Origin of the sequence: Burkholderia aenigmatica, assembly GCF_902499175.1 — a bacterium.
Taxonomy (GTDB): domain Bacteria; phylum Pseudomonadota; class Gammaproteobacteria; order Burkholderiales; family Burkholderiaceae; genus Burkholderia; species Burkholderia aenigmatica.
In genome coordinates, this window is record NZ_CABVQC010000013.1 from 1 (window position 1) to 25,230 (window position 25,230).

Genomic DNA, 25,230 nt, shown 5'->3' on the forward strand with positions numbered 1-25,230 from the left:
GTGCGCCCCGCCGCAGGAGCCGGTTCGGCCGGCCTGCCGTCGGATGCGGCACGACGTCGCCCGGCGCCGCCAACGCCGGCGCGCGCGCCGCTCTATGCCTGGACGGAAAGACCCGCCGCGGCGATCACGCCGGCGCCGAGCGTGCACGACACGCTGCGCTCGATCGAGGCCAGCACCGCACAGTGGGCGACGCTGGGCAGTGCGCCGTCGGCCGACGCAGGGCACGCGACGGCGGCAGCCGCAACCGTGGCTGGTGTGGCTGCGGCAGCAGCCGGCATGGCAGCGCCAGCAGCAGCGGCCGTGCCGACCGGGATCGCGTCCGCGACCCACGGCCTCGCGGCGCATGACGCCCCTGTTCCGCTCGCACACGATGCGGCGCCGGCGTACGACGACAACGCACCGATCGTGCTCGACGCGTTCATGCCGGCAGCGCCCGCTGTCCATGCACCGGTTAGCGATGCAGGCGCCGTGACGTTCGACGCTACGGCACCGCACGCGCTGCCGGATACCGGCATCGACGATGCCGCGTTCCCGGATCGCGCCGACGATGCGATCCGATTCGCCGACGATGCGCCCGCCGCGCCGGCATCGGGAATCACGCCCGCGCCGTCGTTCGACGCACCCATCGACCTCGCGCCGTGGGAAGATCTCGCCATCCAGCCGGCTTCCGCGTTCGACGCATCGGGCTGGAATCCGGTCGCCGAATCATCGACGGACACGACGGGATCGGAAGCGGCTCATGCTCCCGCCGCACAACCCTCGACCGAGGCGGTTCACGACATCGCCGCAAGCGACCCGTCGGCATCGTTCGATACCGACGACGAGGACACGGCGCAACCGGCTCCCGCAATCGATCGCACGGCATCGGCCCGCGTGCCGCAGGGCATCGCCGACGTGAAGCCCGCCGGGAACATCGCACCGTTCGCGGCCCTCCCCTCTTCGCCGATCGCCGAAACGCCGTCGCGCGCAAGCACCGAAGCCAGGCCGTTTGCGGCAGCGCCGACACCGGCCGCACCGGAAGCCGCCAAGCCGGACACCGTGGAATCTGCGGCACGGCCGTCGGGAGTCGCTCAGGGCGCCGCCCCGACAGCGGCATGGACGTGGACGCCGTCGACGGCACAACCTGCCACGACGAATCCGCCCGTTGCCGCTGAATTGCCGAAATCTCCGGTCGCCGCTCAACCGTTTGCCGCCGCGCAAACGGCTTCGGCAACGGCTGCGTCGCCGCTCGTTGGCACCACCCACGGTTCGACCGCGCAAGCACCAGCATCGCCCGTTGCGCCGGTCACCGCTGCCGCTTCATCGAATGGCATGACCGGCGCTGCGTCGGCTGCGCTTTCGCAGCCCGCCGCTTCGGCATCGACCGTTGCAACCGTCACGCCGGCATCTCCCATCGGCATGACCGGCGCTGCGTCGGCTGCGCTTTCGCAGCCCGCCGCGTCGGCATCGACCGTTGCATCCGTCACGCCGGCATCCCCGATCGGTGTGACCGGCGCTGCGTCGGCTTCGCTTTCGCAGCCCGCCGCTTCGGCATCGACCGTTGCATCTGTTGCGCCGATCAGCGAGACGGGCACGGTTTACGGTTCGCTCTCCCGCGCATCGACACCCGCACCGAACGTTGCGCCCACCGTGACGCCGTCGACGGTCGGCCCGTCGGCTTCGACATCCGGTTCGAACGCACCGGCGCCCGCACCGGTTGCCTCGTCGGCAATCGGCACCGCGACGCCCGTAAATGTCGCGTCCGACTCGATCACTGCACCGTCTTCCGCCCCTGCCCCGACACCTCCGGTCAGCCCGGCAACCTCGTCGACGGGTACGACATTCGGCACATTTAGTCCCTCCGGCGCAGTCGCACCGATCGCCACGGCCACGGCCGCGGCCACTCCGGCGCAACCGATCGCCGGCTCGCCCGTCACGCCGGCCGGCTCGCTGATGTCGTTCGGCGCAACCGCCGCGACACAGGCTCCGTCGATCGCTTCCGTCCCCGTAGCAATCGGAGCCACGACGTTCGCCCCCCAACCCGCCCCGGCCTCGTCGCCGGCCAGCTGGTCCGTGTCGAATGTCGCCGCAACACCGGCAGCCGCATCGACCGTGGCACCGCCGCAACCCGCCGCGACACTCCCCGGCGCGAATAATTTGTCCGCACCGGCGATCCCCGTTGCCCCGCCGGCCGAAGCAGCCACCGCCGCGGCGACCGAACCGGCCGCGCCGATCGAAGCCGCATCGCCGCCGCCCCCCGACACCCCCGCTCGCCAGCCGCGCCCGAACGCGTTCGAATTCCACGCGCCCGCGTCGTTCAACGTCGAACTGCCGACGCTCGACCTGCTCGAACCCGCATCCGGCGACATCGAAACGATCACCGAAGAACACCTCGCGCAGACGGCGCAGGTGATCGAACAGCGGCTGCAGGAATTCAAGGTGCCGGTGACGGTGGTCGGCGCGTCGGCCGGCCCCGTGATCACGCGCTTCGAGATCGAACCCGCGCTCGGCGTGCGCGGCAGCCAGATCGTCGGGCTGATGAAGGACCTGTCGCGCGGCCTCGGCCTCACGTCGATCCGTGTCGTCGAGACGATTCCCGGCAAGACCTGCATGGGCCTCGAACTGCCGAACGCGAAGCGCCAGATGATCCGCCTGTCGGAAATCCTCGAATCGCGCCAGTACCAGCACTCGGCCTCGCAGCTGACGATCGCGATGGGCAAGGACATCACCGGCCACCCGGTCGTCACCGATCTCGCGAAGGCGCCGCACATGCTGGTCGCGGGCACGACGGGCTCGGGCAAGTCGGTCGCGATCAACGCGATGATCCTGTCGCTGCTGTACAAGGCGACACCCGAGGACGTGCGGCTGATCATGATCGACCCGAAGATGCTGGAGCTGTCGGTCTACGAAGGCATCCCGCACCTGCTCGCACCGGTCGTCACCGACATGAAGCTCGCGGCGAATGCGCTGAACTGGTGCGTCGGCGAGATGGAGAAGCGCTACCGGCTGATGTCGGCCGTCGGCGTGCGCAACCTCGCGGGCTTCAACCAGAAGATCCGCGACGCCGAAGCGAAGGAAAAGAAGATCGGCAACCCGTTCTCGCTGACGCCCGAGGATCCCGAGCCGCTGTCGACGCTGCCGCTGATCGTCGTCGTGATCGACGAGCTGGCCGACCTGATGATGGTCGCCGGCAAGAAGATCGAAGAGCTGATCGCGCGCCTCGCGCAGAAGGCGCGCGCGGCCGGCATCCACCTGATCCTCGCGACGCAGCGTCCGTCGGTCGACGTGATCACCGGCCTGATCAAGGCGAACATCCCGACGCGCGTCGCGTTCCAGGTGTCGTCGAAGATCGACTCGCGCACGATTCTCGACCAGATGGGCGCGGAATCGCTGCTCGGGATGGGCGACATGCTGTTCCTGCCGCCGGGCACCGGTTATCCGCAGCGCGTGCACGGCGCGTTCGTCGCCGACGAGGAAGTGCACCGGATCGTCGAGTACCTGAAGCAGTTCGGCGAGCCGCAGTACGAGGAAGGGATCCTCGACGGCCCGGCCGCCGACGGCGCAACGCAGGACCTGTTCGGCGAAGCGCCGGACGCGGAAGCCGATCCGCTGTACGACGAAGCCGTCGCGTTCGTCGTGCGCACGCGGCGCGCGTCGATCTCGTCGGTGCAGCGGCAGTTGCGCATCGGCTACAACCGCGCCGCACGCCTCGTCGAGCAGATGGAAGCGGCCGGGCTCGTGTCGCCGATGGGCATCAACGGCAGCCGCGAGGTGCTCGTGCCGGCCGCGGCCGACTGAGCGCGGCGGCTGGCCGCCGGCAACCGACAGGGGTGCACCGGGAAACCGGCGGCCCCTGAAAAACGAAGGGCGCTGCATCGGCAGCGCCCTTTTTCATTTACTGCACCGGCACCAGCTTGAAGTCGACCGGCTTGCCGACCGCCACCTTCTGCGGATTCGGGCCGAGCTGCCCCGTTTCGACATTGCGGCTGAACACGTAGAACGTATCGCTGTCCTGGTTGCCGACGATCAGCCACTTGCCGGTCGGATCGATCAGGAACTCGCGCGGCGTCTTGCCGAGGCTCGACTGGCGGCCGACCTGCTTCAACCGGCCGTCGGCCTGGTTCACCGCGTAGATCACGAGGTCGTTCGCGTCGCCGCGGTTGCTCACGTACAGGAAGCGGCCGTCCGGCGACAGATGGATCGCGCCGCCGCCGACCTTGCCCTTGAAGCCCGGCGCCGTCATCGACACGGTCTCGACCGGCGTCAGCTTGCCGTCGTGGTAGCCGAACACCTCGACCGACGCGTTGAGCTCACTCGTCACGTACACGTACCGGCCGTCGGCGCTGAACACCATGTGACGCGGGCCCGAGCCCGCCTTCACCGGCGTGTAGCGGGTGTCGGTCGGGCTGATCAGCCCGCGGCTGCCGTCCACCGTGTAGCGGTAGCCGTAGATCTTGTCCGCGCCGAGATCCTGCACGAACAGGTAACGGCCATCCGGCGAAAACACCGTCGAATGCACGTGCGCGCCGTCCTGGCGGCCCTTCACGGGACCGGTGCCTTCATGGTGCACGGTCAGCACGGACTGGCCGACCGCGCCGTCGTCGCGCAGCGGAAACACCGCGAAGCTGCCGCCCGGATCCTTCGCGACCGAGTAGTTGGCGGTCACGAGGTACTTGCCGTCCGGCGACAGCGCGAGATAGCAAGGATCGTTCCCTTCCGACGACACGCGGTCGATGAAGCTCAGCGCGCCCGTCTTCGCGTCGAAGCGGAATGCGCTGACGCCGCCGCGCTGCGTCGCCGGCCCGTCGTCGCCGGGCAGTTCGTTGACCGCGTAGACGGTGCGGCCGTCGCGGCTCGGCAACAGGTAGGACGGATTCACGGTCTTCGCCGACGACACCGGCGCCACGCTGCCGGATTTCGTATCGAAGCGGTACACATAGATCCCGTCGCTGCCGCCGCCCGTGTAGGTGCCGACGAGCAGGTTGTAGACGCCGTCGGCCGGGGCGGGTGATTGCTGCGCAAATGCGTGGGTCGCGGACAAGGAGAGCACGATCGCGAAACCTTTCATCCAGTGAGCGAGCCTAAGCGGGAACCCTCGTGTCGAAGCGCGTGCGTCACGCTCGCGTAAACGGTTGGGCATTGAATCCTCCTTGCATCGAGTCGCTTCAAGTGTTGAGATAGGACGAAACGCCGGCCGTTCATGCGCTCCGCCGCCCGGCCGAGTATACGGGGCGCGGTGCCAAGGCGTGAAGCCCTGGCCACCGCCGTCCGCATTGTGAACTCGAATACCCAAGGATCGCCTGCCCATGCCCGCCCTGATCGAAGACTACGCCCTCGTCGGCGACGGCCACACGGCCGCGCTGATCGCCAAAGACGGCTCCGTCGACTGGCTGTGCTGGCCCCGCTTCGATTCGGGCGCCTGCTTCGCGGCGCTTCTCGGCACGCCCGAGCACGGCCGCTGGCTGCTCGCGCCGGCCGCCGACGCCGCGATCACGCACACGACGCGCCGCTATCGCGGCGACACGCTGATTCTCGAAACCGACTACGAAAGCGCCGACGGCGCCGTCACCGTGATCGACTTCATGCCGCCCGGCAACGGCTGGTCCGAACTGGTGCGGATCGTGGTCGGCCGCCACGGCACGATGAAGATGCGCATGGAGCTCGTGTTGCGCTTCGACTACGGCTTCTCGATCCCGTGGGTCACGCAGCTGACCCGCGAGGACGGCATGAAGGCGATCGCGGGCCCCGACACCGTCGTGCTGCGCACCCCGGTGCCGCTCACCGGCGAAAACCTCCATACGCTCGCGGAATTCACGGTGAGCGCCGACGAGCGCGTGCCGTTCTCGCTCAGCTATGCGGCGTCGCACCTGCGGCTGCCGCCCGCGCGCGACCCGCTGTCGATGCTCGCGCGCACCGAGAACTACTGGCTCGAATGGTCGGGCCGCTGCCAGGTGCAGGGCCGCTATGCGGCCGCCGTGCGCCGCTCGCTGATCACGCTGAAGGCGCTCGCGTACGAGCCGACCGGCGGCATCGTCGCCGCGCCGACCACGTCGCTGCCCGAGAAGATCGGCGGCAACCGCAACTGGGACTACCGCTACTGCTGGCTGCGCGACGCGACGATCACGCTGCTCGCGCTGATGCGCGGCGGCTACTACGACGAGGCGCGCGCGTGGCGCACGTGGCTCGGCCGCGTGATGGCCGGCTCGCCCGAGCAGATCCAGATCATGTACGGGATCGCCGGCGAACGCCGGCTGCCGGAAATGGAACTCGACTGGCTGCCCGGCTATCAGGACTCGAAGCCGGTGCGGGTCGGCAACGGCGCCGCGAACCAGCTCCAGCTCGACGTGTTCGGCGAGGTGATGGCGGCGCTGCACCTCGCGCGGGTGGGCGGCCTGCAAGCCGACGACACAGTCTGGTCGGTGCAGTGCGCGCTGCTCGACCATCTCGAGAAGATCTGGCAGGAACCCGACGAAGGCATCTGGGAAACGCGCGGCGGCCGCCTCCATTTCACGTTCTCGAAGGTGATGGCGTGGGTCGCGTTCGACCGCGCGATCAAGTCGGCGGAAATGTTCCGGCTGCCCGGCTCGCTCGACCGCTGGCGCGCGCTGCGCGAGCAGATCCACGCCGACGTATGCAACAACGCGTGGCACGAAGGCAAGCAGGCGTTCGCGCAGAGCTACGGCAGCGACGAGCTCGACGCGAGCGTGCTGCTGATGCCGCTGCTCGGCTTCCTGCCGCCGGAAGATTCGCGCATCGTCGGCACGGTCGAAGCGATCGAGCGCGAATTGCTGCACGACGGGCTCGTGATGCGCTACCGCACGACCGACTATGACGACGGCCTGCCGCCCGGCGAAGGCACGTTTCTCGCTTGCAGCTTCTGGCTGGTCGACAACTATGCGCTGCTCGGCCGGATCGACGATGCGCACCGCCTGTTCAGCCGGCTGCTCGCGCTGTCGAACGACCTCGGACTGCTCGCGGAGGAGTACGACCCGGTGGCCGGGCGGCTCGTCGGCAACTTCCCGCAGGCGTTCTCCCACGTGGCGCTCGTGCATACCGCGATGAACCTGATGCACCACGAAGATGCAATGGCACGCGCAGCCGGCCAGCCCGCGCCGGCCGTCGCCACGGGGCGCTGAACGGGGGCGCGGGCGGCTTGGTCAGAGAACGTCAAATCGCAAAACTTTGATGAAAAATCGGGGAAATGTTGCATTGCACCACCCATCGTTGTCCGATATGATCGACGCGATTGTCCGGCCGCAGTGCAACATGGCCGGCCGCTGACCCACACGGCACGCCGCGACGCCCCACGCCGCCCTTGCGCACCGTCCCCCACGCGGGAGTAGTCTGCATGCTTTACCAACTGCACGAATTCCAGCGCGCCATGCTGAGCCCGCTGACGGCCTGGGCCCAGGCCGCGTCCAAGTCGTTCGCCAATCCGTCCAGCCCGTTCTCGCTGATGCCCGGCGCGACGCGGATGGCCGCCGCGTACGAACTGATGTACCGGCTCGGCAAGGATTACGAGAAGCCCGAATTCAACATTCATCAGATCGTCAAGGACGGCCACAACATCCCGATCGTCGAGCAGACGATCGTCGAGAAGCCGTTCTGCCGGCTGCTGCGCTTCAAGCGCTATTCGGACGACGCCGATGCCGTCACGCAGTTGAAGGACGAGCCGGTCGTGCTGGTCTGCGCGCCGCTGTCGGGCCACCACTCGACGCTGCTGCGCGACACCGTGCGCACGCTGCTGCAGGATCACAAGGTGTACATCACCGACTGGATCGACGCGCGGATGGTGCCGGTCGAGACTGGCCCGTTCCACCTGCACGACTACATCGCGTACATCCAGGAATTCATCCGCCATATCGGCGCGCGCAACCTGCACGTAATCTCGGTATGCCAGCCGACGGTACCGGTGCTCGCGGCGATCTCGCTGATGGCGAGCCGCGGCGAGGACACGCCGCTCACGATGACGATGATGGGCGGCCCGATCGACGCGCGCCGCAGCCCGACGTCGGTGAACTCGCTCGCGACGCAGCACTCGACCGCGTGGTTCGAGAACAACGTGATCCACACGGTGCCGGCGAACTATCCGGGCGAAGGCCGCCAGGTGTATCCGGGCTTCCTGCAGCACACGGGCTTCGTCGCGATGAACCCGGAGCGGCACGCGCAATCGCACTGGGATTTCTACCAGAGCCTGCTGCGCGGCGACGAGGACGACGCCGAAGCGCACCGCCGCTTCTACGACGAATACAACGCGGTGCTCGACATGGCCGCCGAGTATTACCTCGAGACGATCCGCGTCGTGTTCCAGGAGTTCCGGCTGGCCGAAGGCACGTGGGATGTCGAAGGCGAGCGCGTGCGTCCGCAGGACATCAAGCGCACCGCGCTGATGACGATCGAGGGCGAGCTCGACGACATCTCCGGCAGCGGCCAGACGCACGTCGCGCACGAACTGTGCACGGGCATCCCGCAGGATGATCGCCGCAGCCTGACCGCCGAGAAGTGCGGCCACTACGGGATTTTCTCGGGCCGCCGCTGGCGCACGATCATCTATCCGCAACTGCGCGACTTCATCCGCGAGCATGCGCCGGAGCCGAAGCACGGCGCGACGAAGGATGTCCCGGAGGCACCGGCGGCCACGACACTCTCGGCCGTGCCGGCCGGCGACGCGCCAGCCGAAACGACGCGCGCCACCGCGGCGAAGCGCACGCGCGCGAAGGCGCCGGCCAAGGCCGCCGCACCGGTTCCCGCCAAGGCCGCACCGGCCGCGAAACGCGCCGCCGCCGGCAGCCCGCGCGCCAAGACCGTGCGCACGCGCAAGGCCGCCTGACGCACCGCGTTCCGACGAAAAAACGCCGCCGTTGCCTGCGCACGGCGGCGTTTTTACATCCGGCGGCCGCTACGGCCCGGTCAGCCCATCAGCGCCGCAACAGATACGCGAGCAGCACCTCGGTATTCATCCGGACCATCTCGGCGCGCTCGTCGGTGTCGGTGAAGTCACGGCCGAGCGTCGCGGCGAGCGTGAAGCGGTTCGACACGATGTAGTAGCCGAGCCCCGACAGCGTCACGTAGAAGCGCAGCGGATCGACATCGGTACGGAACAGCCCGGCCTTCTGGCCACGCATCAGCACGTTGCCGAGCTTCGCGACAATCGGCGACATCATCTCGCGGATCCGCGTCGACTTGTGCAGGTAGCGCGCTTCGTGCAGGTTCTCGTTGTTGATGAGCCTGAGCAGCTCCGGATGGTCGCGGTAGTAGTCCCAAACGAAATGCGCGAGCCGCGTGACGGCTTCGACCGGCGCGACGCCGTCGAGATCGAGCTCGCGCTCGGCCTCGGTCAGCGCGGAGAACGCGTGTTCGAGCACGGCCGTGAACAGTTGCTCCTTGCTGCCGAAGTAGTAATAGAGCATGCGCTCGTTGGTTTCGGCCCGGCGCGCGATCTGGTCGACGCGTGCGCCGAACAGCCCTCCACTCGCGAACTCTTCGGCTGCCGCCATCAGGATGCGGCGGCGCGTACCTTCAGGATCTCTTTTGATTTTTGGCTGATTCATGTGGCGTTTTGCTATGTGAGCCGCGTGATCCGGACCGGCACCCCCACCGCCTCGGCGCCGGCCGCCCTGGAACGGGCGCGCCGTGGGCGGCCGCCCTCCTGCTGAGCCCCTGCAAAAAAGCGGTTCGATTATGCGCACAGACGGCGTCCAGCGCAATGCGGGAAATCGGCGATAATCAAGCTTTGGCAAACCTTTCCGGCCGCGCCCGACGTGGCCGCGAGCCATTCGGCGCCGCTGCGCCCGTTGTCACCGTGACCGACTCCAAAACACTCGCGGATCGCATCGAAGATCTGCTTCCCCAGACGCAATGCACGAAGTGCGGCTATAACGGCTGCCGCCCGTACGCCGAGGCAATCGCCGCCGGCGACGCGAACTACAACCAGTGCCCGCCCGGCGGCGCCGAGGGCATCGCGCGCCTGTCGAACCTGCTCGGCAAACCCGTGATTCCGCTGAACCCCGTCAACGGCAGCGAGCATCCGCGCGCGGTCGCCTTCATCGACGAAAGCCTGTGCATCGGCTGCACGCTATGCATGCAGGCGTGCCCGGTCGATGCGATCATCGGCGCGCCGAAGCAGATGCACACGATCATCGAGTCGCTGTGCACCGGCTGCGACCTGTGCGTGCCCCCCTGCCCGGTCGACTGCATCGCGATGCTGCCGGTGACCGGCGATCGCACCGGCTGGGACGCGTGGTCGCAGGAACAGGCCGACGCCGCCCGCGCGCACCATGACCTGCGGCTTGCGCGCCAGCGCCGCGAACGCGAGGCCGCCGAAGCGCGCGCGGCCGCACGCCGCGCGGCCAGTGCCGCGAAGCCGGCTGCGGCACCAGCGGAAACGCCCTCCGCCATGCCGGCCGCCGCACCGGCCGCAGACGACGCCGAAGCGAAGAAGCGCGCGATCATCGCCGCCGCGCTCGAACGCGCACGCAAGAAGAAGGAAGAACTGTCCGGGCAAGGCGCCGGGCCGAAGAACACCGAAGGCGTGAGCGCAGCCGTCCAGGCGCAGATCGACGCGGCCGAGGCGCGCCGCCAACGGCTCGCCGAACAGCAGGCCCAACGCGACGCCAAAGCGGCGGCCGCGAGCGGCAACGACGAAGAGAACGACGCAGGCAACGACGGCCCCGGCGGCCCGTCCGCACCGCCCGACCAGAACGCTCCATGAACGCCAGCAAACGACGCGCGATCTACGAAACGCTGCAGAGCCTCAATCCGCATCCGACCACCGAGCTCGAATACTCGACGCCGTTCGAGTTGCTGATCGCCGTGATGCTGTCCGCGCAGGCGACCGACGTATCGGTCAACAAGGCGATGCGGAAGATGTTTCCGGTCGCAAACACCCCGCGACAAATCGTCGCACTCGGGGAAGAAGGCGTCACCGAGTACATCAAGACGATCGGCCTGTACCGGACCAAGGCGAAGAACGTGGTCGCGACATGCCGGATCCTGCTCGACCGCTACGACGGCGAGGTGCCGGCCGATCGCGAAGCGCTCGAAGGGCTGCCGGGCGTCGGCCGCAAGACCGCGAACGTCGTGCTGAACACCGCGTTCGGCCAGCCGACGATCGCGGTTGACACGCATATCTTCCGCGTCGCGAACCGCACGGGGCTCGCGCCGGGCAAGGACGTGCGGGCCGTCGAGGCCGCGCTCGAGAAGTTCACGCCGAAGGAATTCCTGCAGGACGCGCACCACTGGCTGATCCTGCACGGGCGCTACGTGTGCAAGGCCCGCAAGCCCGAATGCTGGCACTGCGTGATCGAGCCGCTGTGCGAATTCAGGCCGAAGACGCCGCCGCCGAACGAGTGATGCGCAACTGCGGCTGACGTGTCGCAGACCGCCCGGCGCCATGCGGCCGGACACTCGATGCACACCCTATCGGGCGTGGTTCCGCCTGCAAGCCGCAGCCGCGACCGCGCGTAGTCACCCGCGCCGCCGCCCCGCTTTCCCCCTTCGCGACTACGCGTTGGACGTCGCAGTCGCATCGTCGGCCGCCGCACCGCCCGCGCGTACCAGCGCCAGCACGGCCGCAAGGATCGCGCCCCCGCCCGCCCACTGCAGCGGCGACAGCGCTTCGCCGAACAGCAGCGCCGCGAGCGCGACCGTCACGACCGGTTCGAGCGTCGACAGCATCGACGTGCGTGCGGCCCCGAGCCGTTCGAGCCCGGCAAAGAACGCGAGCATCGCGGCGACCGTCGACACGAGCGCGATCGCGAGCATCGACGCCCAGCCTCCGGCCGTCGCGGGCCAGCGCGGCGGCGCACCGAACGCCGCGGTCCGCACGACGGCGATCGCCACGAGCGTCGCGGTCGCCGACAGGCAGATGATCGCGGTAGTCGCGAGCGGATCGACGCCGCGCGTCGCCTTCGTGCCGCCGACGATGTACAGCGAATAGATCACTGCGGCGGCCAGCGCGAGCGCGATCCCGAGCGGCTCGCCATGCCCGCCGCCGACCATCAGCGCCGAACCCGCGATGCACAGCACGAGCGCGACGGCCTTCGCGCGCGTGAGGCGCTCGCCGAGCCACCACGCGGCCAGCAGCGTGACGAAGGCCGGATACAGGTACAGCAGCAGCGCGACGAGGCTCGCCTGCGCGTGTTGCAGCGCGCTGAAATAGCAGAACGACTGCCCGACGTAGCCGAGCGCGCCCATCGCCACGAGCGGCGCGAGCGCGCGCCCGCGCGGCCACGCGACGCGGCGATGCCGTGCGATCGCGGCAAGCACCGCGCCGCCGATCGCGAAGCGCACGATCAGCAGCCCGAGCACATCGACACCGGCCGCATACGCGTAGCGGCCGAAGATCGCCATCGCGCCGAACGCGGCGGCGGACATCGCGACGTAGAGCGTGCCCTGCAGGGCGGTGGACGACGGGCGGGCGGTGGCGGTCATGACGGAACGGGCGCGAACGGCGTGGCGACGGAAATCGTCGCAGTGTAACGGCGCGGCGGCAGCGAGCCTAGCCCGCGCTTACCCGTTCCCCGGCGCCGGTGGCGGGCGCCAACAACCGGCCCGCGGGCGACCGCCACTGCCGGCCGCACACCCCGCTCCGCGCCCGCCGCCAGCACCGTCCGCCGACCCGGCGTACAATGCGCGACGCGGCATCACGCCGTCCGAATCACGACGTTTCCCCACCATGTTCAATCCAAGCCGCGACGATGTGCGTCGCTTTTTCACCGAGACCTGGCGCAAGCAGCGCGCCGGCGAGATCCTGACGCCGCTGGAAGCGATCGCAGCCGACTGGATCGTCGAGCATCCCGAATACCACGACGACCTCGCCGACGCCGATGGCGCGACCGCGCGCGAGTACACGCCCGAGGAAGGCCGCACGAACCCGTTCCTGCACCTGTCGATGCACCTCGCGATCAGCGAGCAGCTGTCGATCGACCAGCCGCCCGGCATCCGCGCCGCGCACGACAAGCTGGCGGCAAAGCTCGACTCGGCCCACGAAGCACAGCATTCGATCATGGAATGCCTCGGCGAGACGATCTGGGAAGCGCAGCGCACCGGCACGCCGCCCGATACCGACGCGTATCTGCAGCGCATCCTGCGCCGCGCATCGCGCGACTGAGCGCCGCGGCACCGGCCCACGGGCGCCGGATCGCGGACAAAAAAATACCCCGCAGAGGCGGGGTATTTTTGCTGCGCGAGCCCGTCGGGCCCGTCGCGCTTACTTCTTGAACACGAGATCGGTTTCTTTCAGCGACTCGATGTAGGCCGCGATGTCCTTCATGTCGCTGACCGACAGGCTCTGCACCTGTGCCTGCATGATCGCGTTGTTGCGACCGAGCAGCGGATTCGTCAGGCCCATCTGGTACTGGCGCATCGCCCACACGAGGTAGTCGGCATGCTGGCCGGCGAGGCGCGGATATTCGGCGTTGATCGGCTTGTTCATCTGCGCGCCGTGGCAGGCCGCGCAGTTGTGCGATTCGACCAGTTCCTTGCCCTTCGTGGTGTCCGCCGCGTGCGCGGTACCGATCGCGAGGCCGGCCGCCAGTGCAACCGCCGCCGTCTTGAATGCGTTGTTCATGAATGCTCCTGTCCCGCCGGAGAGATCGGCGGCGCGCGCTTACTTGTAGGGGTTGTCCTTCGAGTCGGCCTTCTGGGCGGCGTAGTACGCCGACAGATCCGCGATGTCCTGGTCCGTCAGCGAACCGGCGATCGCATTCATCGACGGGAAGTGACGATCCTTCTTGCGGTAGGCCTTCAGCGCGTTCTCGAGGTATTGCTGGTTCTGGCCGCCGAGGACAGGCACCCGGTAGACCTCCGGGTACGCCGCGCGGTAGTCCTGGATGCCGTGGCAACCGATGCACATGGCGGCCTTGCTCGCCCCGTCCTTCGGGTTGCCGACCACACCGGCCGCCTGCGCGCTGCCCGCGAGCGCCACGAGCGCTGCGACAACGACGTGTTTGCCGACGAATTTGTTCATAGCTCTTGTAACCTAGCTTGAGGGGAAACTGGCGCCAAAGCGGCAACGGCCCGCGCCGTTTTGCTTATTGGATCGCCACGCAGGCCAAAAAAAACGGCCAGATTGTACCGCGTCGGCGGGGAACGCGTCCATAAGGCGCCCCGCTTCGCCCCGCCGCAGTCCCGCAACGATACGCGGGCGCGGCCCAACCGCACAGCCCTTCTGACTTATACTGGGTTTTTTTCCCGATTGAGAAGAGCGCCGCCATGCGTTTCGAAGGGTCCTCGCACTACGTCGCCACCGACGATCTGAAGCTCGCGGTCAATGCCGCGCTGACGCTGCAACGCCCGCTGCTGATCAAGGGCGAGCCCGGCACCGGCAAGACCATGCTCGCCGAGGAAGTCGCGGCGGCCCTCGAGATGCCGCTGCTGCAGTGGCACATCAAGTCGACCACGAAAGCGCAGCAGGGCCTGTACGAATACGACGCCGTGTCGCGGCTGCGCGACTCCCAGCTCGGCGACGAGCGCGTGAAGGACATCTCGAACTACATCGTCAAGGGCGTGCTGTGGCAGGCGTTCGACGCCGAGCGCCCGACCGTGCTGCTGATCGACGAGATCGACAAGGCCGACATCGAATTCCCGAACGACCTGCTGCGCGAGCTCGACCGGATGGAATTCCACGTGTACGAGACGCGCGAAACGGTGCGCGCGAAGCACCGCCCGCTCGTCATCATCACGTCGAACAACGAGAAGGAACTGCCCGACGCGTTCCTGCGCCGCTGCTTCTTCCACTACATCCAGTTTCCCGACCCCGCGACGATGCAGAAGATCGTCGCGGTTCATTTCCCGGACATCCGCGAGGAGCTGCTGCGCGCGGCGCTCGAGAGTTTCTTCGAGTTGCGCGGCGTGTCGGGCCTGAAGAAGAAGCCGTCGACGTCCGAGCTGCTCGACTGGCTGAAGCTGCTGCTCGCCGAGAACATCCCGGCCGACGCGCTGCGCGGCGTGGACGCGAAGCAGATCGTGCCGCCGCTCGCGGGCGCGCTGCTGAAGAACGAGCAGGACCTGAGCCTGCTCGAACGGCTCGTCTACATGAACCGGCACAACCGGTAATCCTCCCCCCATCCGCGAAGGCCCGGCCATGTTGCTCAATTTCTTCTACGCGCTGCGCGCAGCCAAGCTGCCCGTCTCGGTGAAGGAATACCTGACGCTGCTCGAATCGCTGAAGGCCGGGCTGATCTCGCCGTCGATCGACGCGTTCTACTTCCTCGCGCGGATGACACTCGTCAAGGACGAGCAGTACTTCGACAAGTTCGACCAGGCGTTCGGCGCGTATTTCCACGGCGTGTCGTCCCTGCCGTCCGAAGCATTCGACATTCCGCTCGACTGGCTCGAAAAGCGCCTCGAGCGCGAGCTGTCGCCGGAGGAGAAGGCGCAGATCGAGGCGATGGGCGGGCTCGACAAGCTGATGGAGCGCCTGAAGGAACTGCTCGACGAGCAGAAGGAACGCCACGAAGGCGGCAACAAGTGGATCGGCACCGGCGGCACGTCGCCGTTCGGGCACGGCGGCTACAACCCGGAAGGCGTGCGCATCGGCGGCCCGTCGAATGGCAACCGCACCGCGGTGAAGGTGTGGGAGGCGCGCGCGTATCGCGACTACGACGATTCCGTCGAGATCGGCACGCGCAACATCAAGGTCGCGCTGCGACGGCTGCGCCGCTTCGCGCGCGAAGGCGCCGCCGAGGAGCTCGACCTGCCCGGCACGATCCGCAGCACTGCCGCGAACGCGGGCTGGCTCGACCTGCGGATGGTGCCCGAGCGCCACAACAACGTGAAGGTGCTGATGCTGCTCGATGTCGGCGGCTCGATGGACGACCACATCAAGCGCACCGAAGAGCTGTTCTCGGCCGCGAAGGCCGAGTTCAAGCACCTGGAATTCTTCTACTTCCACAACTGCGTGTACGACCACCTGTGGAAGAACAACCGCCGCCGCCACTCGGAACGCACCGCGACGTGGGACGTGCTGCACAAGTTCACGCCCGACTACAAGCTGATCTTCGTCGGCGACGCGACGATGAGCCCGTACGAAGTGCTGCAGCCCGGCGGCTCGGTCGAATACAACAACCCGGAAGCCGGCGCCGTGTGGCTGCGCCGCCTCGCCGACCAGTTCCCCCATCATGCATGGCTGAACCCGGAGCCCGAGCGGCTATGGGAATACCGGCAGTCGGTCGCGGTGATCCGCGACCTGCTCGGCCATCGCATGTATCCGCTCACGCTCGCGGGCCTCGAAACCGCGATGCGCGCACTCAGCAAGTAACGACACCCACCAAGACACGAAGGCCGCGTCCGAGCGGCCTCTCCCGGAGATAGCATGAACCCCTCGCCCACCGCGAGCGCCAGCCGCGCCGGCGGCCGCCGTTTTTTTGCCGATACCTCCGTCTCGGCACTCGTCGCCGGCTTCGTCGCGATGATGACGGGCTATACGAGCTCGCTCGTGCTGATGTTCCAGGCCGGCCGCGCCGCCCACCTCACCGATGCGCAGATCTCGTCGTGGATCTGGGCGCTGTCGATCGGCATGGCGCTGACGACGATCGGCCTGTCGCTGCGCTTTCGCGCGCCCGTCGTCGTCGCATGGTCGACGCCCGGCGCCGCGCTGCTGATCGCGTCGCTGCCCGGCGTGCCCTACCCCGAGGCGATCGGTGCGTTCGTCGTCTGCGCGGTGCTGCTGACGGCCGTCGGCGTGAGCGGGCTGTTCGACACGCTGATGCGCAAGATTCCGGCCGGCATCGCCGCCGCGCTGCTCGCGGGCATCCTGTTCGAGATCGGCATCGAGATCTTCCGCGCCGCGCAGTTCCAGACCGCACTCGTACTCGCGATGTTCTTCACGTACCTGATCGTCAAGCGGCTCGCGCCGCGCTATGCGATCGTGACGACGCTGATCGTCGGCACGGCGGTCGCCGGCGGTCTCGGCCTGCTCGACTTCAGCGGCTTTCATATCGCGTTCGCGCAACCCGTGTTCACGATGCCGGCCTTCTCGATCGCGGCGATCGTCAGCATCGGCATTCCGCTGTTCGTCGTCGCGATGGCGTCGCAGAACGTGCCGGGCATCGCGGTACTGCGCGCGGACGGTTATCAGACCCCGTCGTCGCCGCTGATCGCGACCACCGGCCTCGCGTCGCTGCTGCTCGCGCCGTTCGGCTCGCACGGCGTCAACCTCGCGGCGATCACGGCCGCGATCTGCACGGGCCCGGAAGCGCACGAGGATCGCACGAAGCGCTACACGGCCGCCGTGTGGTGCGGCACGTTCTACCTGATCGCGGGGATCTTCGGCGCGACCATCGCCGCGCTGTTCGCGGCGCTGCCGAAAGCGCTCGTCGTGTCGGTCGCCGCGCTCGCGCTGTTCGGCTCGATCATGAGCGGGCTCGCGAACGCGATGCAGGACGTGAAGCAGCGCGAGGCCGCGCTCGTCACGTTCATGGTCACCGCATCGGGCCTCACGCTGCTGTCGATCGGCTCGGCGTTCTGGGGGCTCGTCGCGGGGATCGTCACGCAGGTGATCCTGAACGCGCGTCGCCCGGCGTGACGCGGCGCGGCGCCCGCCGCTGCGGCCATCGGACACGCCAGAACGTGCCCGACACGAATCGGGCCTAGAATAGCGGATCGGAGGCGGCGCCCGGCGCCGCTTCGCTTCGCCGCCGCGCTCGCGCGGCCCGTGAGAACCCGGCGCCTTGCGCCCTTCTTCCGAATCGCCATGACTACCGCACTCGACCAGCTGAAGCAGTACACGACCGTCGTCGCCGACACGGGCGATTTCCAGCAGCTTGCGCAATACCAGCCGCGGGACGCGACCACGAACCCGTCGCTGATCCTGAAGGCCGTCCAGAAGGATGCGTACAAGCCGATCCTCGAGAAAACCGTCCGCGATCATCGCAACGAAAGCACCGATTTCATCATCGACCGCCTGCTGATCGCATTCGGCACCGAGATCCTGAAGCTGATCCCGGGCCGCGTGTCGACCGAGGTCGACGCGCGCCTGTCGTTCGACACGCAGCGCTCGATCGACAAGGGCCGCGAGCTCATCAAGCTGTACGAGGCCGCCGGCATCGGCCGCGAGCGCATCCTGATCAAGCTCGCGTCGACGTGGGAAGGCATCCGCGCGGCCGAAGTGCTGCAGAAGGAAGGGATCAAGTGCAACATGACCCTGCTTTTCTCGCTCGTGCAGGCCGCTGCATGCGCGGAAGCCGGCGCGCAGCTGATCTCGCCGTTCGTCGGCCGGATCTACGACTGGTACAAGAAGCAGGCCGGCGCAGAGTGGAATGAAGAAAAGGATGGTGGCGCGAACGATCCGGGCGTGCAGTCGGTGCGCCGCATCTACACGTACTACAAGACGTTCGGCTACACGACCGAAGTGATGGGCGCGAGCTTCCGCACGACCAGCCAGATCACCGAACTCGCCGGCTGCGACCTGCTGACGATCAGTCCCGATTTGCTGCAGAAGCTGCAGGACAGCAACGACACGGTCACGCGCAAGCTGTCGCCGGAAGCGCTGCAGGACAAGCCGGCCGCGCGCGTCGCAATCGACGAGGCAGCGTTCCGCTTCCAGCTGAACGACGACGCGATGGCGACCGAAAAGCTCGCTGAAGGCATCCGCGTATTCGCCGCAGATGCGGTGAAGCTCGAGAAGCTGATCGACTCGCTGCGCTGAGCCGCCACACGCGTCAGCGGCTGTCAGCAACATTGACAACAGCCGTCAGCACGCACGCCGCACACGGCCGCGAACGTCATGTTCGCGGCCGTTTTTATTTTTCATTCCATCGTCAAGCACGCGCACTACAATCCACGTCACGGGTGCGCCGGCCGCCTCCCGATGCCCCCTTTCCCAGTCAGTCTTGCACGGTGCCGAACCCGCGCGGATGCGCAGGCCGGCCCATTACAGGAGACAGCGATGCAAGTTCAACCGTACCTGACGTTCTACGGTCGCGCCGACGAAGCCCTTCAGTTCTACGAAAAGGCACTCGGTGCGAAGACGATGTTCAAGATGCACTTCAAGGACGCGCCGCCGAATCCCGATTACCCGCTGACGCCGGAGATGGGCGACAAGGTAATGCACGCGAGCTTCACGATCGGCGACTCGATGATCATGTGCTCGGACGGCGACTGCAGCCAGCCCGGCGGCGGCATGCACGCCGGCTATTCGCTGTCGCTGAATCCGGCGACGGTCGAAGAGGGCCAGAAGCTGTTCAATGCGCTCGCCGACGGCGGCGAAGTGACGATGCCGTTCGGCAAGACGTTCTGGGCGCTCGGCTTCGGGATGGCGAAGGATCGTTTCGGCGTGCACTGGATGGTCAACGTCGAAGACCTGTCGCAACGCGAGGACCTCGCGAAACGCGCGCAGGGATGACACGAAAGACAAAGCCCGCCACCTTGCCGGTGGCGGGCTTTTTTATTGCGCGGCCACGCGATCCGCGTCAGCCCTCGACGACGTCGAAATAGTCCTCCGGCCGCGTGCGGTCCTCCGCATGCGCCATGCCCATCACGCGCACCAGCACGCTCACCACCACCGCCACCACCAGGTTCACGATCAGCGACCACACGGCCGCGTAGCCGGGAATCGCCAGACCGAACAGGTGGATCGTGAAGATCGATCCGGCCAGCTTCAGCGAGATCGCCATCCACGTGCCGCACACGATGCCGGCGGCCCAGCCGGCCAGCAGGCCGCGATGGTCGAGCATGCGCGTGTACAGGCCGAGCACGATCGCGGGCAGTGTCTGGATGATCCAGATCCCGCCGAGCAGCTGCAGCTGGATCGCGTAAGTCAGCGGCAGCCCGAGGATGAACGCGACCGCGCCGACCTTCACGATCAGCGACACGAGCTTCGCGACGTGCGTTTCCTGGTCGTGCGACATGTTGCGGTTCACGAACTCGCGGTGAATGTTGCGCGTGTACAGGTTCGCGGCCGCGATCGACATGATGGCCGCCGGCACCAGCGCGCCGATGCCGATCGCCGCGAACGCGACGCCCACGAACCACGACGGGAAATACTCGAGGAACAGCGCGGGCACCGCGAAGTTCGGGCCGAATGCCTTGAAGTACGGCGCGTACTGCGGCATGTCCTTTACGCCCGACGCGAGCGCCATGTAGCCGAGCAGCGCGAGCAGGCCGAGCACGAACGAGTATGCGGGCAGCATCGCCATGTTGCGGCGGATCGAGTTGCCGGACGACGACGACAGGATGGCCGTCACGGAGTGCGGATACAGGAACAGCGCAAGCGCCGAGCCGATCGCGAGCGTCGCATACGCGCTGTAGCCATTCAGGCTCATCGCGTCGGGCGCCTTCAGCAGCAGCTTCGCGGGCGGCACGCTCGCGAAGATGTGCCCGAAGCCGCCGAGCTTCGCCGGGATCACGATGACCGCCGCGGCGATCGTGATGTAGATCAGGATGTCCTTGACGATCGCGATCATCGCCGGCGCGCGCAGCCCCGACGTGTACGTGTACGCGGCGAGGATCGCGAACGCGATGATCAGCGGCAGGTCGCCGACGAAGCCGGTCGTGTCGAAGCCGAGCGCGCCGATCACCACTTCGATGCCGACGAGCTGCAGCGCGATGTACGGCATCGTCGCGAGGATGCCCGTCACCGCGATCGCGAGCGCGAGCATCCGGCTACCGTAGCGCGCATTGACGAAGTCGGCGGCCGTCACATAGCCGTGCCGCTTCGCGATGCTCCACAGCTTCGGGAACACGACGAACGCGAACGGATAGATCAGGATCGTATAAGGCAGCGCGAAGAACCCCATCGCGCCGGCACCGAACACGAGCGCGGGGACCGCGACGAACGTGTAAGCCGTGTAGAGGTCGCCGCCGAGCAGGAACCACGTGACGATCGTGCCGAAGCGGCGTCCGCCGAGGCCCCATTCATCGAGATGGGCGAGATCGCCGCGCCGCCAGTTCGCGGCCAGGAAACCGATGATCGTGACGCCGATGAACAGCAGGACGAAGACGAAGGTTGCGCCGAGATTCATCGCGCATCTCCCTGCGAACCGCTCGCCTTCCACGCGTTCTTGGTCTTGAAATAGACGAACGCGGTGATCACCGCGCTAATGAAGACCCACAGCAGCTGGTACCAGTAGAAGAACGGAAAACCGAACCATTGCGGTTCGATCTTGCTGTACGACGGTACCCACACCATCGCGATCAGCGGCAGGACCAGCAGCCAGAGCCAGCGCTTGGCGGCCCGGTTGGCGTCGGCATCGTGAGCCATGACGTCTCCTCATCTTTCCCGGTTATCGATCTTGTTGAGCGGGTACGGCGCCGAGAGGAGCGCAAAACGGGTAGGCTGCGGCTCCCCTGGCTTCGCGCCAGTATAGGAGCCGCGGGCACGCGGTCAAGCGGGGGCGAACCCGAGGTGATCCGCCCCTTGTCGTGCGGTTGCACCGGCATGCCGCCGGTGCATGAAACGTCAGATCGCGAACACGGTGTCGCGTGCGCCGGTCGTTTCTTTCAAAGCTTTCACCCACTTGCGTGCGGGCAGCTTCAGCGTGTCCTCGATCAGCTTCGCACGTGCGTCGAGCTGCGCGAACGACACGTCGAGCGCGGGGCCCGAGAACGCGATCGCGATCCGGTTGCCGTCGTGCACTTCGGGCAGCGCGATCACGCGGTGATCGAACGCCGCGTTCAGGTGCTTCATGTTGCGCACGAAGCTCGGATGATCGCCGAACAGGTTGATGGTCGCGATGCCCGCATCGGCGAGGCAGCCGCGCACCGCGCGGTAGAACGCGACGCTGTCGAGCACGGGGCCGCGCGCGGTCGCGTCGTACAGGTCGATCTGGATCGCGCCCGTCGTGCCGCGGTTGGCCGGATCGTTGACGAAATCCCATGCGTCGGCTTCGTGCACGGCGAGACGTGCGTCGTCGGGCGGCAGCGCGAACATCGTGCGCGCAGCGACGATCACGGCCGGGTTCAGCTCGACGGCCTCGACCTTCGCGTGCGGCAGGAAACGGTGCGAGAACTTGGTCAGCGCGCCGGTGCCGAGCCCGAGCTGGACGATCCGCTCGGGCGTTTCGAGGAACAGCAGCCACGCCATCATCTGCTGCGCGTATTCGAGCTCGATATGCAGCGGCTTCGAGATCCGCATCGCGCCCTGCACCCATTCGGTGCCGAAGTGCAGGAAGCGCACGCCGCCCTCTTCCGAGAACGTGACGGGCGCGAAGCGCGGCTTGCGCGGCGCTTCGAGCACCGGCACGTCGTCGTGTTCGTCGATTTCCGGGCGGCGCTTCAGGCGCGGCGGCTGGAGTTTTTCGGAGCCGTTGTAGGCGGACGGCTTGCTGCGCTTGGACGCGCGCGCCTCGGCGGACGCGCGCTTGATCAGTCGGGTCATGTGTGAATCTCGCTGGGTGAAGCTGGTTTTAGCGGACGAGAGGATAGCATTGGCGGGGATTCCGCCGGCGGACGGACACGCGTCCGGCTCGTCGGTGCCATTGCCGTCGTGCCACTTCGTCGGAATCGCGCTGCTCGATGGTGCGAAAAAAGCCTCGCCGCCGGGCCGATTCCTTCGCACGCACCGTTCGTCACGCCAACGTACGGACCGGTTCGCACCGCTCCGGAAATATTCCGTAATCAGCGCATGCCGGCGGCCGCCTCAAACGACCCGCCTGTCGCTCGTCGCTGCGCCCGCGACACGCTATGCTCCCGCGTCGGCCACGTGCCGCAGCGCTTTAAATATTACGGATTACAAACAAAAATGAGAGACCTCATGACACAGAAAGCACGTCTGGCACACGCCGGCTACGCAGCCGCCTTGACCAGCACCCTGCTGCTCGCCGCATGCGGTGGCGGCGGCGACAGCAACGCATCGAGTACGCCCGCCAGCAACCTCAGCGCCGCCCAGCAGAACTACGAAAGCTTCGCGCTGGCCGCCAATGGCGGGCTGCACTACCTGCACGCGCAACTGTCGATCTCCACGTCGAGCAGCGGATCGGTGAGCATCGGTCAGGGCAGCTATTTCTATGCGGAAGATCAAAGCCTCACGCAAAGTCCGTCCGGCGGACCTCAGCTGTTGACGAAAGGCCTGTCGTCGGTCTCTGCGTCGCTGCCCGTGCCGACGCTGGCCGACCAGCGTTATGTCGTCAACGGCGCTGTCGTGACGAGCACGCAGGAACAGGTCAGCTACAGCGGCGCGAACGTGCAGCTGACGGACCTCGCCGCCGACGGTCATACCGCCGCGATGACGGTTCTCGGCACGAACTACACGATCGTGCCGCTGTCCGGCGCGATCGCCGGCTCGCCAGCCGAACTGTTCGACGACAGCGCGCTCGGCGCCATCACGAACACGATCAACGGCACGTCGCTGTACAACAAGCAGGCGACGTGGCAATCGGGCGCCGCCTACCTGAAGGTCACGCGCCAGGTGGTTGGCGACACGGTGCTGACCGGCGACTGCGCCGCACCGCAGACGACCGGCACGACCCCGACGCCGTGCAGCACGACGGCATCGACGCTGGAAACTTTCTTTCCGTACACGAGCACGGCCGACAACAAGACCTACAATCTGAGCGACGGCCAGATCGTCACGCTCGCGGGCGTCCGTGCATGGGTCGCCAACGCGGCACTCAATGCGCCGACGACAGAGTACCGGGTCTTCTATCAGAACAACGGGCAGATCGACATCGGGACCGTGATCCGCGACGGCACGACGCTCGCGATCGCGCCCGCCGGCAGCACGGCGCCGCAGAACTTCTACATCCTGTTGAACGGCGCGGCGGTCCAGTCCGTGAAGGCCGCGATCACGTTCTGACGCAGCGTCGTGTTCCGGGCGCGCGGGCGTCGATGCAAACGGCGGCGGACGATTCGTCGCCGCTCGCATGAAGGGGCGCAGGCATGGCCGCCGGCGCGCCGTACCGGGATCGAATAGCGGCGCACAATACGATCAGGTGCCCGCCTGGCGAGGAGGAGGTCCCATGGAGTCGACCGACAAGAAGATCTGGTTTCCGGCGAAACGCTACGGCTGGGGATGGGGGTTACCGGTCGCGTGGCAAGGCTGGGCCGTCCTGCTGCTCTTTGTGATCGGGATCGTGGTGGTTGCGACGCGCGTGTCGCCCGCCCGGTCGCCGCTGGCGTTCGCGGCTTGCATCGTCGCGTTGGTCGCCGCGTTCACGGTCGTGTGCTGGCTGAAAGGCGAAAAGCCGAAGTGGCGCTGGGGCAAGGACGAGTAAGCGACGATCCGTCGAATCGTCAGGCACGAATCCCCTGCCACTGCGCGAGCTTCTGCTCGAACGACAGCATTGCATTCGCCGGGCTCGACGAAGGCAGCACGAGCGTGTCGTACCCCGCCGCGCCAATCACCTCTGCAAACCGCCCTGCCGTCTTGCCGTTGAAACACACACGCTTCAGCAACGGCGCATGTTCCCTCAACGCATCGAAATCGTTCGGCTTCGCATGCCGGATCGCCGAATCGAGGCTGCCCTCGCGATGGCACGCGGCCAGCACGTCCCAGATCCCGATCCCGTGCATCAGCACGCGTTCGAGCCGCGCGTCGTACGCGAGCTCGTGCAGCCCGGGCTCGCCGAGCACCGTGCCGAGCAGCCGCCAGAACTGGTTGCGCGGATGCGCGTAGTACTGCGCGGCATCGAGCGACGCCTCCCCCGGAAAGCTGCCGAGGATCATCGTATGCGTATTCGCCGCGACGACCGGCGGGAACCCCCGCAGCATCACGCGCCTCCGCCGGGCCCGCCCGAGCGCGGCCCGTCGCCGTGCGCATCGAGATGGCGCCACAGCGCCGGCAGCATGCACTCGGTGACCATCAACGGCTTGCCGTGACGCTGGAACACCGAGCGCCGCGCGGCGAACGCGTGCGGTGCTCGCGCACCGTCGAGCGCATGGGTCGCCAGCGCAAACAGCGGATGGCCCGCGATCACGCGCCGGCTGACGAGCGCTGAACGCTCGACCTGCGGATCGCTGTACAGCAGTTCCGCCAGCGGCCGCGTGCGCAGCCGCCGCATGGCCTGCCACACGCCCTTGCTGGCCGCGAGCGGCGCGATGCTGTGCGCGGCGACGTACGGCGTGCCGTCGACCGACAGGATCACCTCGCGCACCCACATCGGCGCGCGCGGTGCACTGGCGACCGCGTCCGGCTCGTCGAACCACGGACAGTCGACAGCCTCACGCGTCACGCGCACGTTCACGCGGCCAAGCCTTGCAAGGTGCGCGGTCAGCGATCCGCCGCGCGTCAGCCAGTCGCGCTGGTCGAGCGTGCAGCCAGGCCGCGGCGTCTCGCGCCAGCCGGCCTGCCCGCCGTCGAATCGCAGGCGCGTG

Annotated in this window: 23 protein-coding genes; 13 read left to right on the top strand and 10 right to left on the bottom strand. The window is 67.5% G+C overall.

What is annotated here, in order from left to right:
• Positions 1-3,777 (top strand): DNA translocase FtsK (locus BDO18943_RS11645; protein ID WP_235995953.1); only part of this gene is annotated, 3,777 nt, incomplete at its 5' end.
• A gap of 97 nt (positions 3,778-3,874) precedes the next feature.
• Here the strand turns inward: BDO18943_RS11645 and BDO18943_RS11650 are convergent.
• On the bottom strand, positions 3,875-5,119 hold the full coding sequence (locus tag BDO18943_RS11650; protein ID WP_175022420.1) for a lactonase family protein: 1,245 nt from the start codon (positions 5,117-5,119) through the stop codon (positions 3,875-3,877).
• A 166-nt stretch (positions 5,120-5,285) separates the two neighbouring features.
• On the opposite strand from BDO18943_RS11650, the gene BDO18943_RS11655 reads away from it, so the two are divergent.
• Both BDO18943_RS11655 and BDO18943_RS11660 read left to right on the top strand, forming a co-directional pair.
• Entirely contained in the window at positions 5,286-7,115 is a 1,830-nt protein-coding gene (locus tag BDO18943_RS11655; RefSeq protein WP_043189016.1) for a glycoside hydrolase family 15 protein, read from the top strand.
• A 212-nt stretch (positions 7,116-7,327) separates the two neighbouring features.
• Positions 7,328-8,809 carry a polyhydroxyalkanoate depolymerase gene (locus BDO18943_RS11660; protein ID WP_043189018.1) on the top strand — a complete coding sequence of 494 codons (1,482 nt, stop codon included), beginning with the start codon at positions 7,328-7,330 and terminating at the stop codon, positions 8,807-8,809.
• Between the two features lie 88 nt (positions 8,810-8,897).
• Here BDO18943_RS11660 and BDO18943_RS11665 read toward each other — a convergent pair whose 3' ends face one another.
• Entirely contained in the window at positions 8,898-9,530 is a 633-nt protein-coding gene (locus BDO18943_RS11665; RefSeq protein WP_175022421.1) for a TetR family transcriptional regulator, read from the bottom strand.
• A gap of 251 nt (positions 9,531-9,781) precedes the next feature.
• Here BDO18943_RS11665 and rsxB point away from each other — a divergent pair, with 251 nt between their 5' ends.
• Together rsxB and nth are read left to right on the top strand one after the other, a co-directional pair.
• A complete protein-coding gene (gene rsxB, locus BDO18943_RS11670; RefSeq protein WP_407649804.1) occupies positions 9,782-10,690 on the top strand; it encodes an electron transport complex subunit RsxB in 909 nt (302 codons plus the stop codon).
• Positions 10,687-11,331: an endonuclease III gene (nth, locus tag BDO18943_RS11675; RefSeq protein ID WP_011352789.1), complete on the top strand. Its 645-nt coding sequence runs from the start codon at positions 10,687-10,689 to the stop codon at positions 11,329-11,331. The genes rsxB and nth overlap by 4 nt, the downstream gene beginning before the upstream one ends.
• 150 nt (positions 11,332-11,481) lie before the next feature.
• Here the strand turns inward: nth and BDO18943_RS11680 are convergent, their stop codons facing one another.
• A complete protein-coding gene (locus tag BDO18943_RS11680) occupies positions 11,482-12,411 on the bottom strand; it encodes a DMT family transporter (RefSeq protein WP_175022423.1) in 930 nt (309 codons plus the stop codon).
• A gap of 244 nt (positions 12,412-12,655) precedes the next feature.
• Here BDO18943_RS11680 and BDO18943_RS11685 point away from each other — a divergent pair, with 244 nt between their 5' ends.
• On the top strand, positions 12,656-13,090 hold the full coding sequence (locus BDO18943_RS11685; RefSeq protein WP_175022424.1) for a DUF1841 family protein: 435 nt from the start codon (positions 12,656-12,658) through the stop codon (positions 13,088-13,090).
• A gap of 99 nt (positions 13,091-13,189) precedes the next feature.
• Here BDO18943_RS11685 and BDO18943_RS11690 read toward each other — a convergent pair whose 3' ends face one another.
• Together BDO18943_RS11690 and BDO18943_RS11695 are read right to left on the bottom strand one after the other, a co-directional pair.
• Positions 13,190-13,549, bottom strand: coding sequence for a c-type cytochrome (locus BDO18943_RS11690; protein ID WP_011352792.1), 360 nt, complete (start codon positions 13,547-13,549; stop codon positions 13,190-13,192).
• A 39-nt stretch (positions 13,550-13,588) separates the two neighbouring features.
• A complete protein-coding gene (locus BDO18943_RS11695; protein ID WP_043189035.1) occupies positions 13,589-13,948 on the bottom strand; it encodes a c-type cytochrome in 360 nt (119 codons plus the stop codon).
• Between the two features lie 245 nt (positions 13,949-14,193).
• Between BDO18943_RS11695 and BDO18943_RS11700 the strand changes: the two genes are divergently transcribed.
• The 5 genes from BDO18943_RS11700 (at position 14,194) to BDO18943_RS11720 (ending at position 19,324) form a co-directional block, all read left to right on the top strand.
• Positions 14,194-15,036, top strand: a complete 843-nt coding sequence (locus BDO18943_RS11700) for an AAA family ATPase (protein ID WP_043189037.1) — start codon at positions 14,194-14,196, stop codon at positions 15,034-15,036.
• A 28-nt stretch (positions 15,037-15,064) separates the two neighbouring features.
• Positions 15,065-16,240: a vWA domain-containing protein gene (locus BDO18943_RS11705; protein ID WP_175022425.1), complete on the top strand. Its 1,176-nt coding sequence runs from the start codon at positions 15,065-15,067 to the stop codon at positions 16,238-16,240.
• A gap of 54 nt (positions 16,241-16,294) precedes the next feature.
• Complete coding sequence (locus BDO18943_RS11710) at positions 16,295-17,506, top strand: benzoate/H(+) symporter BenE family transporter (protein WP_175022426.1); 1,212 nt, start codon at positions 16,295-16,297, stop codon at positions 17,504-17,506.
• A gap of 168 nt (positions 17,507-17,674) precedes the next feature.
• Positions 17,675-18,628 carry a transaldolase gene (tal, locus tag BDO18943_RS11715; protein ID WP_043189043.1) on the top strand — a complete coding sequence of 318 codons (954 nt, stop codon included), beginning with the start codon at positions 17,675-17,677 and terminating at the stop codon, positions 18,626-18,628.
• Positions 18,629-18,868: 240 nt separating this feature from the next.
• Positions 18,869-19,324 carry a VOC family protein gene (locus BDO18943_RS11720; protein WP_089450997.1) on the top strand — a complete coding sequence of 152 codons (456 nt, stop codon included), beginning with the start codon at positions 18,869-18,871 and terminating at the stop codon, positions 19,322-19,324.
• A gap of 67 nt (positions 19,325-19,391) precedes the next feature.
• Here the strand turns inward: BDO18943_RS11720 and mctP are convergent, their stop codons facing one another.
• From mctP to BDO18943_RS11735, 3 genes are all read right to left on the bottom strand, one after another.
• Positions 19,392-20,942, bottom strand: coding sequence for a monocarboxylate uptake permease MctP (gene mctP / locus BDO18943_RS11725; RefSeq protein WP_043189048.1), 1,551 nt, complete (start codon positions 20,940-20,942; stop codon positions 19,392-19,394).
• Positions 20,939-21,181: a DUF3311 domain-containing protein gene (locus tag BDO18943_RS11730; protein WP_175022427.1), complete on the bottom strand. Its 243-nt coding sequence runs from the start codon at positions 21,179-21,181 to the stop codon at positions 20,939-20,941. Before BDO18943_RS11730 ends, mctP begins: the two co-directional genes overlap by 4 nt.
• Before the next feature lie 198 nt (positions 21,182-21,379).
• Complete coding sequence (locus BDO18943_RS11735) at positions 21,380-22,297, bottom strand: class I SAM-dependent methyltransferase (RefSeq protein ID WP_175022428.1); 918 nt, start codon at positions 22,295-22,297, stop codon at positions 21,380-21,382.
• Between the two features lie 375 nt (positions 22,298-22,672).
• Here BDO18943_RS11735 and BDO18943_RS11740 point away from each other — a divergent pair, with 375 nt between their 5' ends.
• Both BDO18943_RS11740 and BDO18943_RS11745 read left to right on the top strand, forming a co-directional pair.
• The gene (locus tag BDO18943_RS11740; RefSeq protein WP_175022429.1) at positions 22,673-23,713 is read left to right on the top strand and encodes a hypothetical protein; all 1,041 of its coding nucleotides are present in this window, start codon (positions 22,673-22,675) and stop codon (positions 23,711-23,713) included.
• Between the two features lie 163 nt (positions 23,714-23,876).
• On the top strand, positions 23,877-24,131 hold the full coding sequence (locus BDO18943_RS11745) for a hypothetical protein (protein WP_175022430.1): 255 nt from the start codon (positions 23,877-23,879) through the stop codon (positions 24,129-24,131).
• 19 nt (positions 24,132-24,150) lie between these two features.
• Here the strand turns inward: BDO18943_RS11745 and BDO18943_RS11750 are convergent, their stop codons facing one another.
• Complete coding sequence (locus BDO18943_RS11750) at positions 24,151-24,627, bottom strand: DNA-deoxyinosine glycosylase (protein ID WP_175022431.1); 477 nt, start codon at positions 24,625-24,627, stop codon at positions 24,151-24,153.
• On the bottom strand, positions 24,627-25,223 hold the full coding sequence (locus tag BDO18943_RS11755; protein ID WP_175022497.1) for a chorismate--pyruvate lyase family protein: 597 nt from the start codon (positions 25,221-25,223) through the stop codon (positions 24,627-24,629). The genes BDO18943_RS11750 and BDO18943_RS11755 overlap by 1 nt, the downstream gene beginning before the upstream one ends.
• Positions 25,224-25,230: the final 7 nt, after the last annotated feature.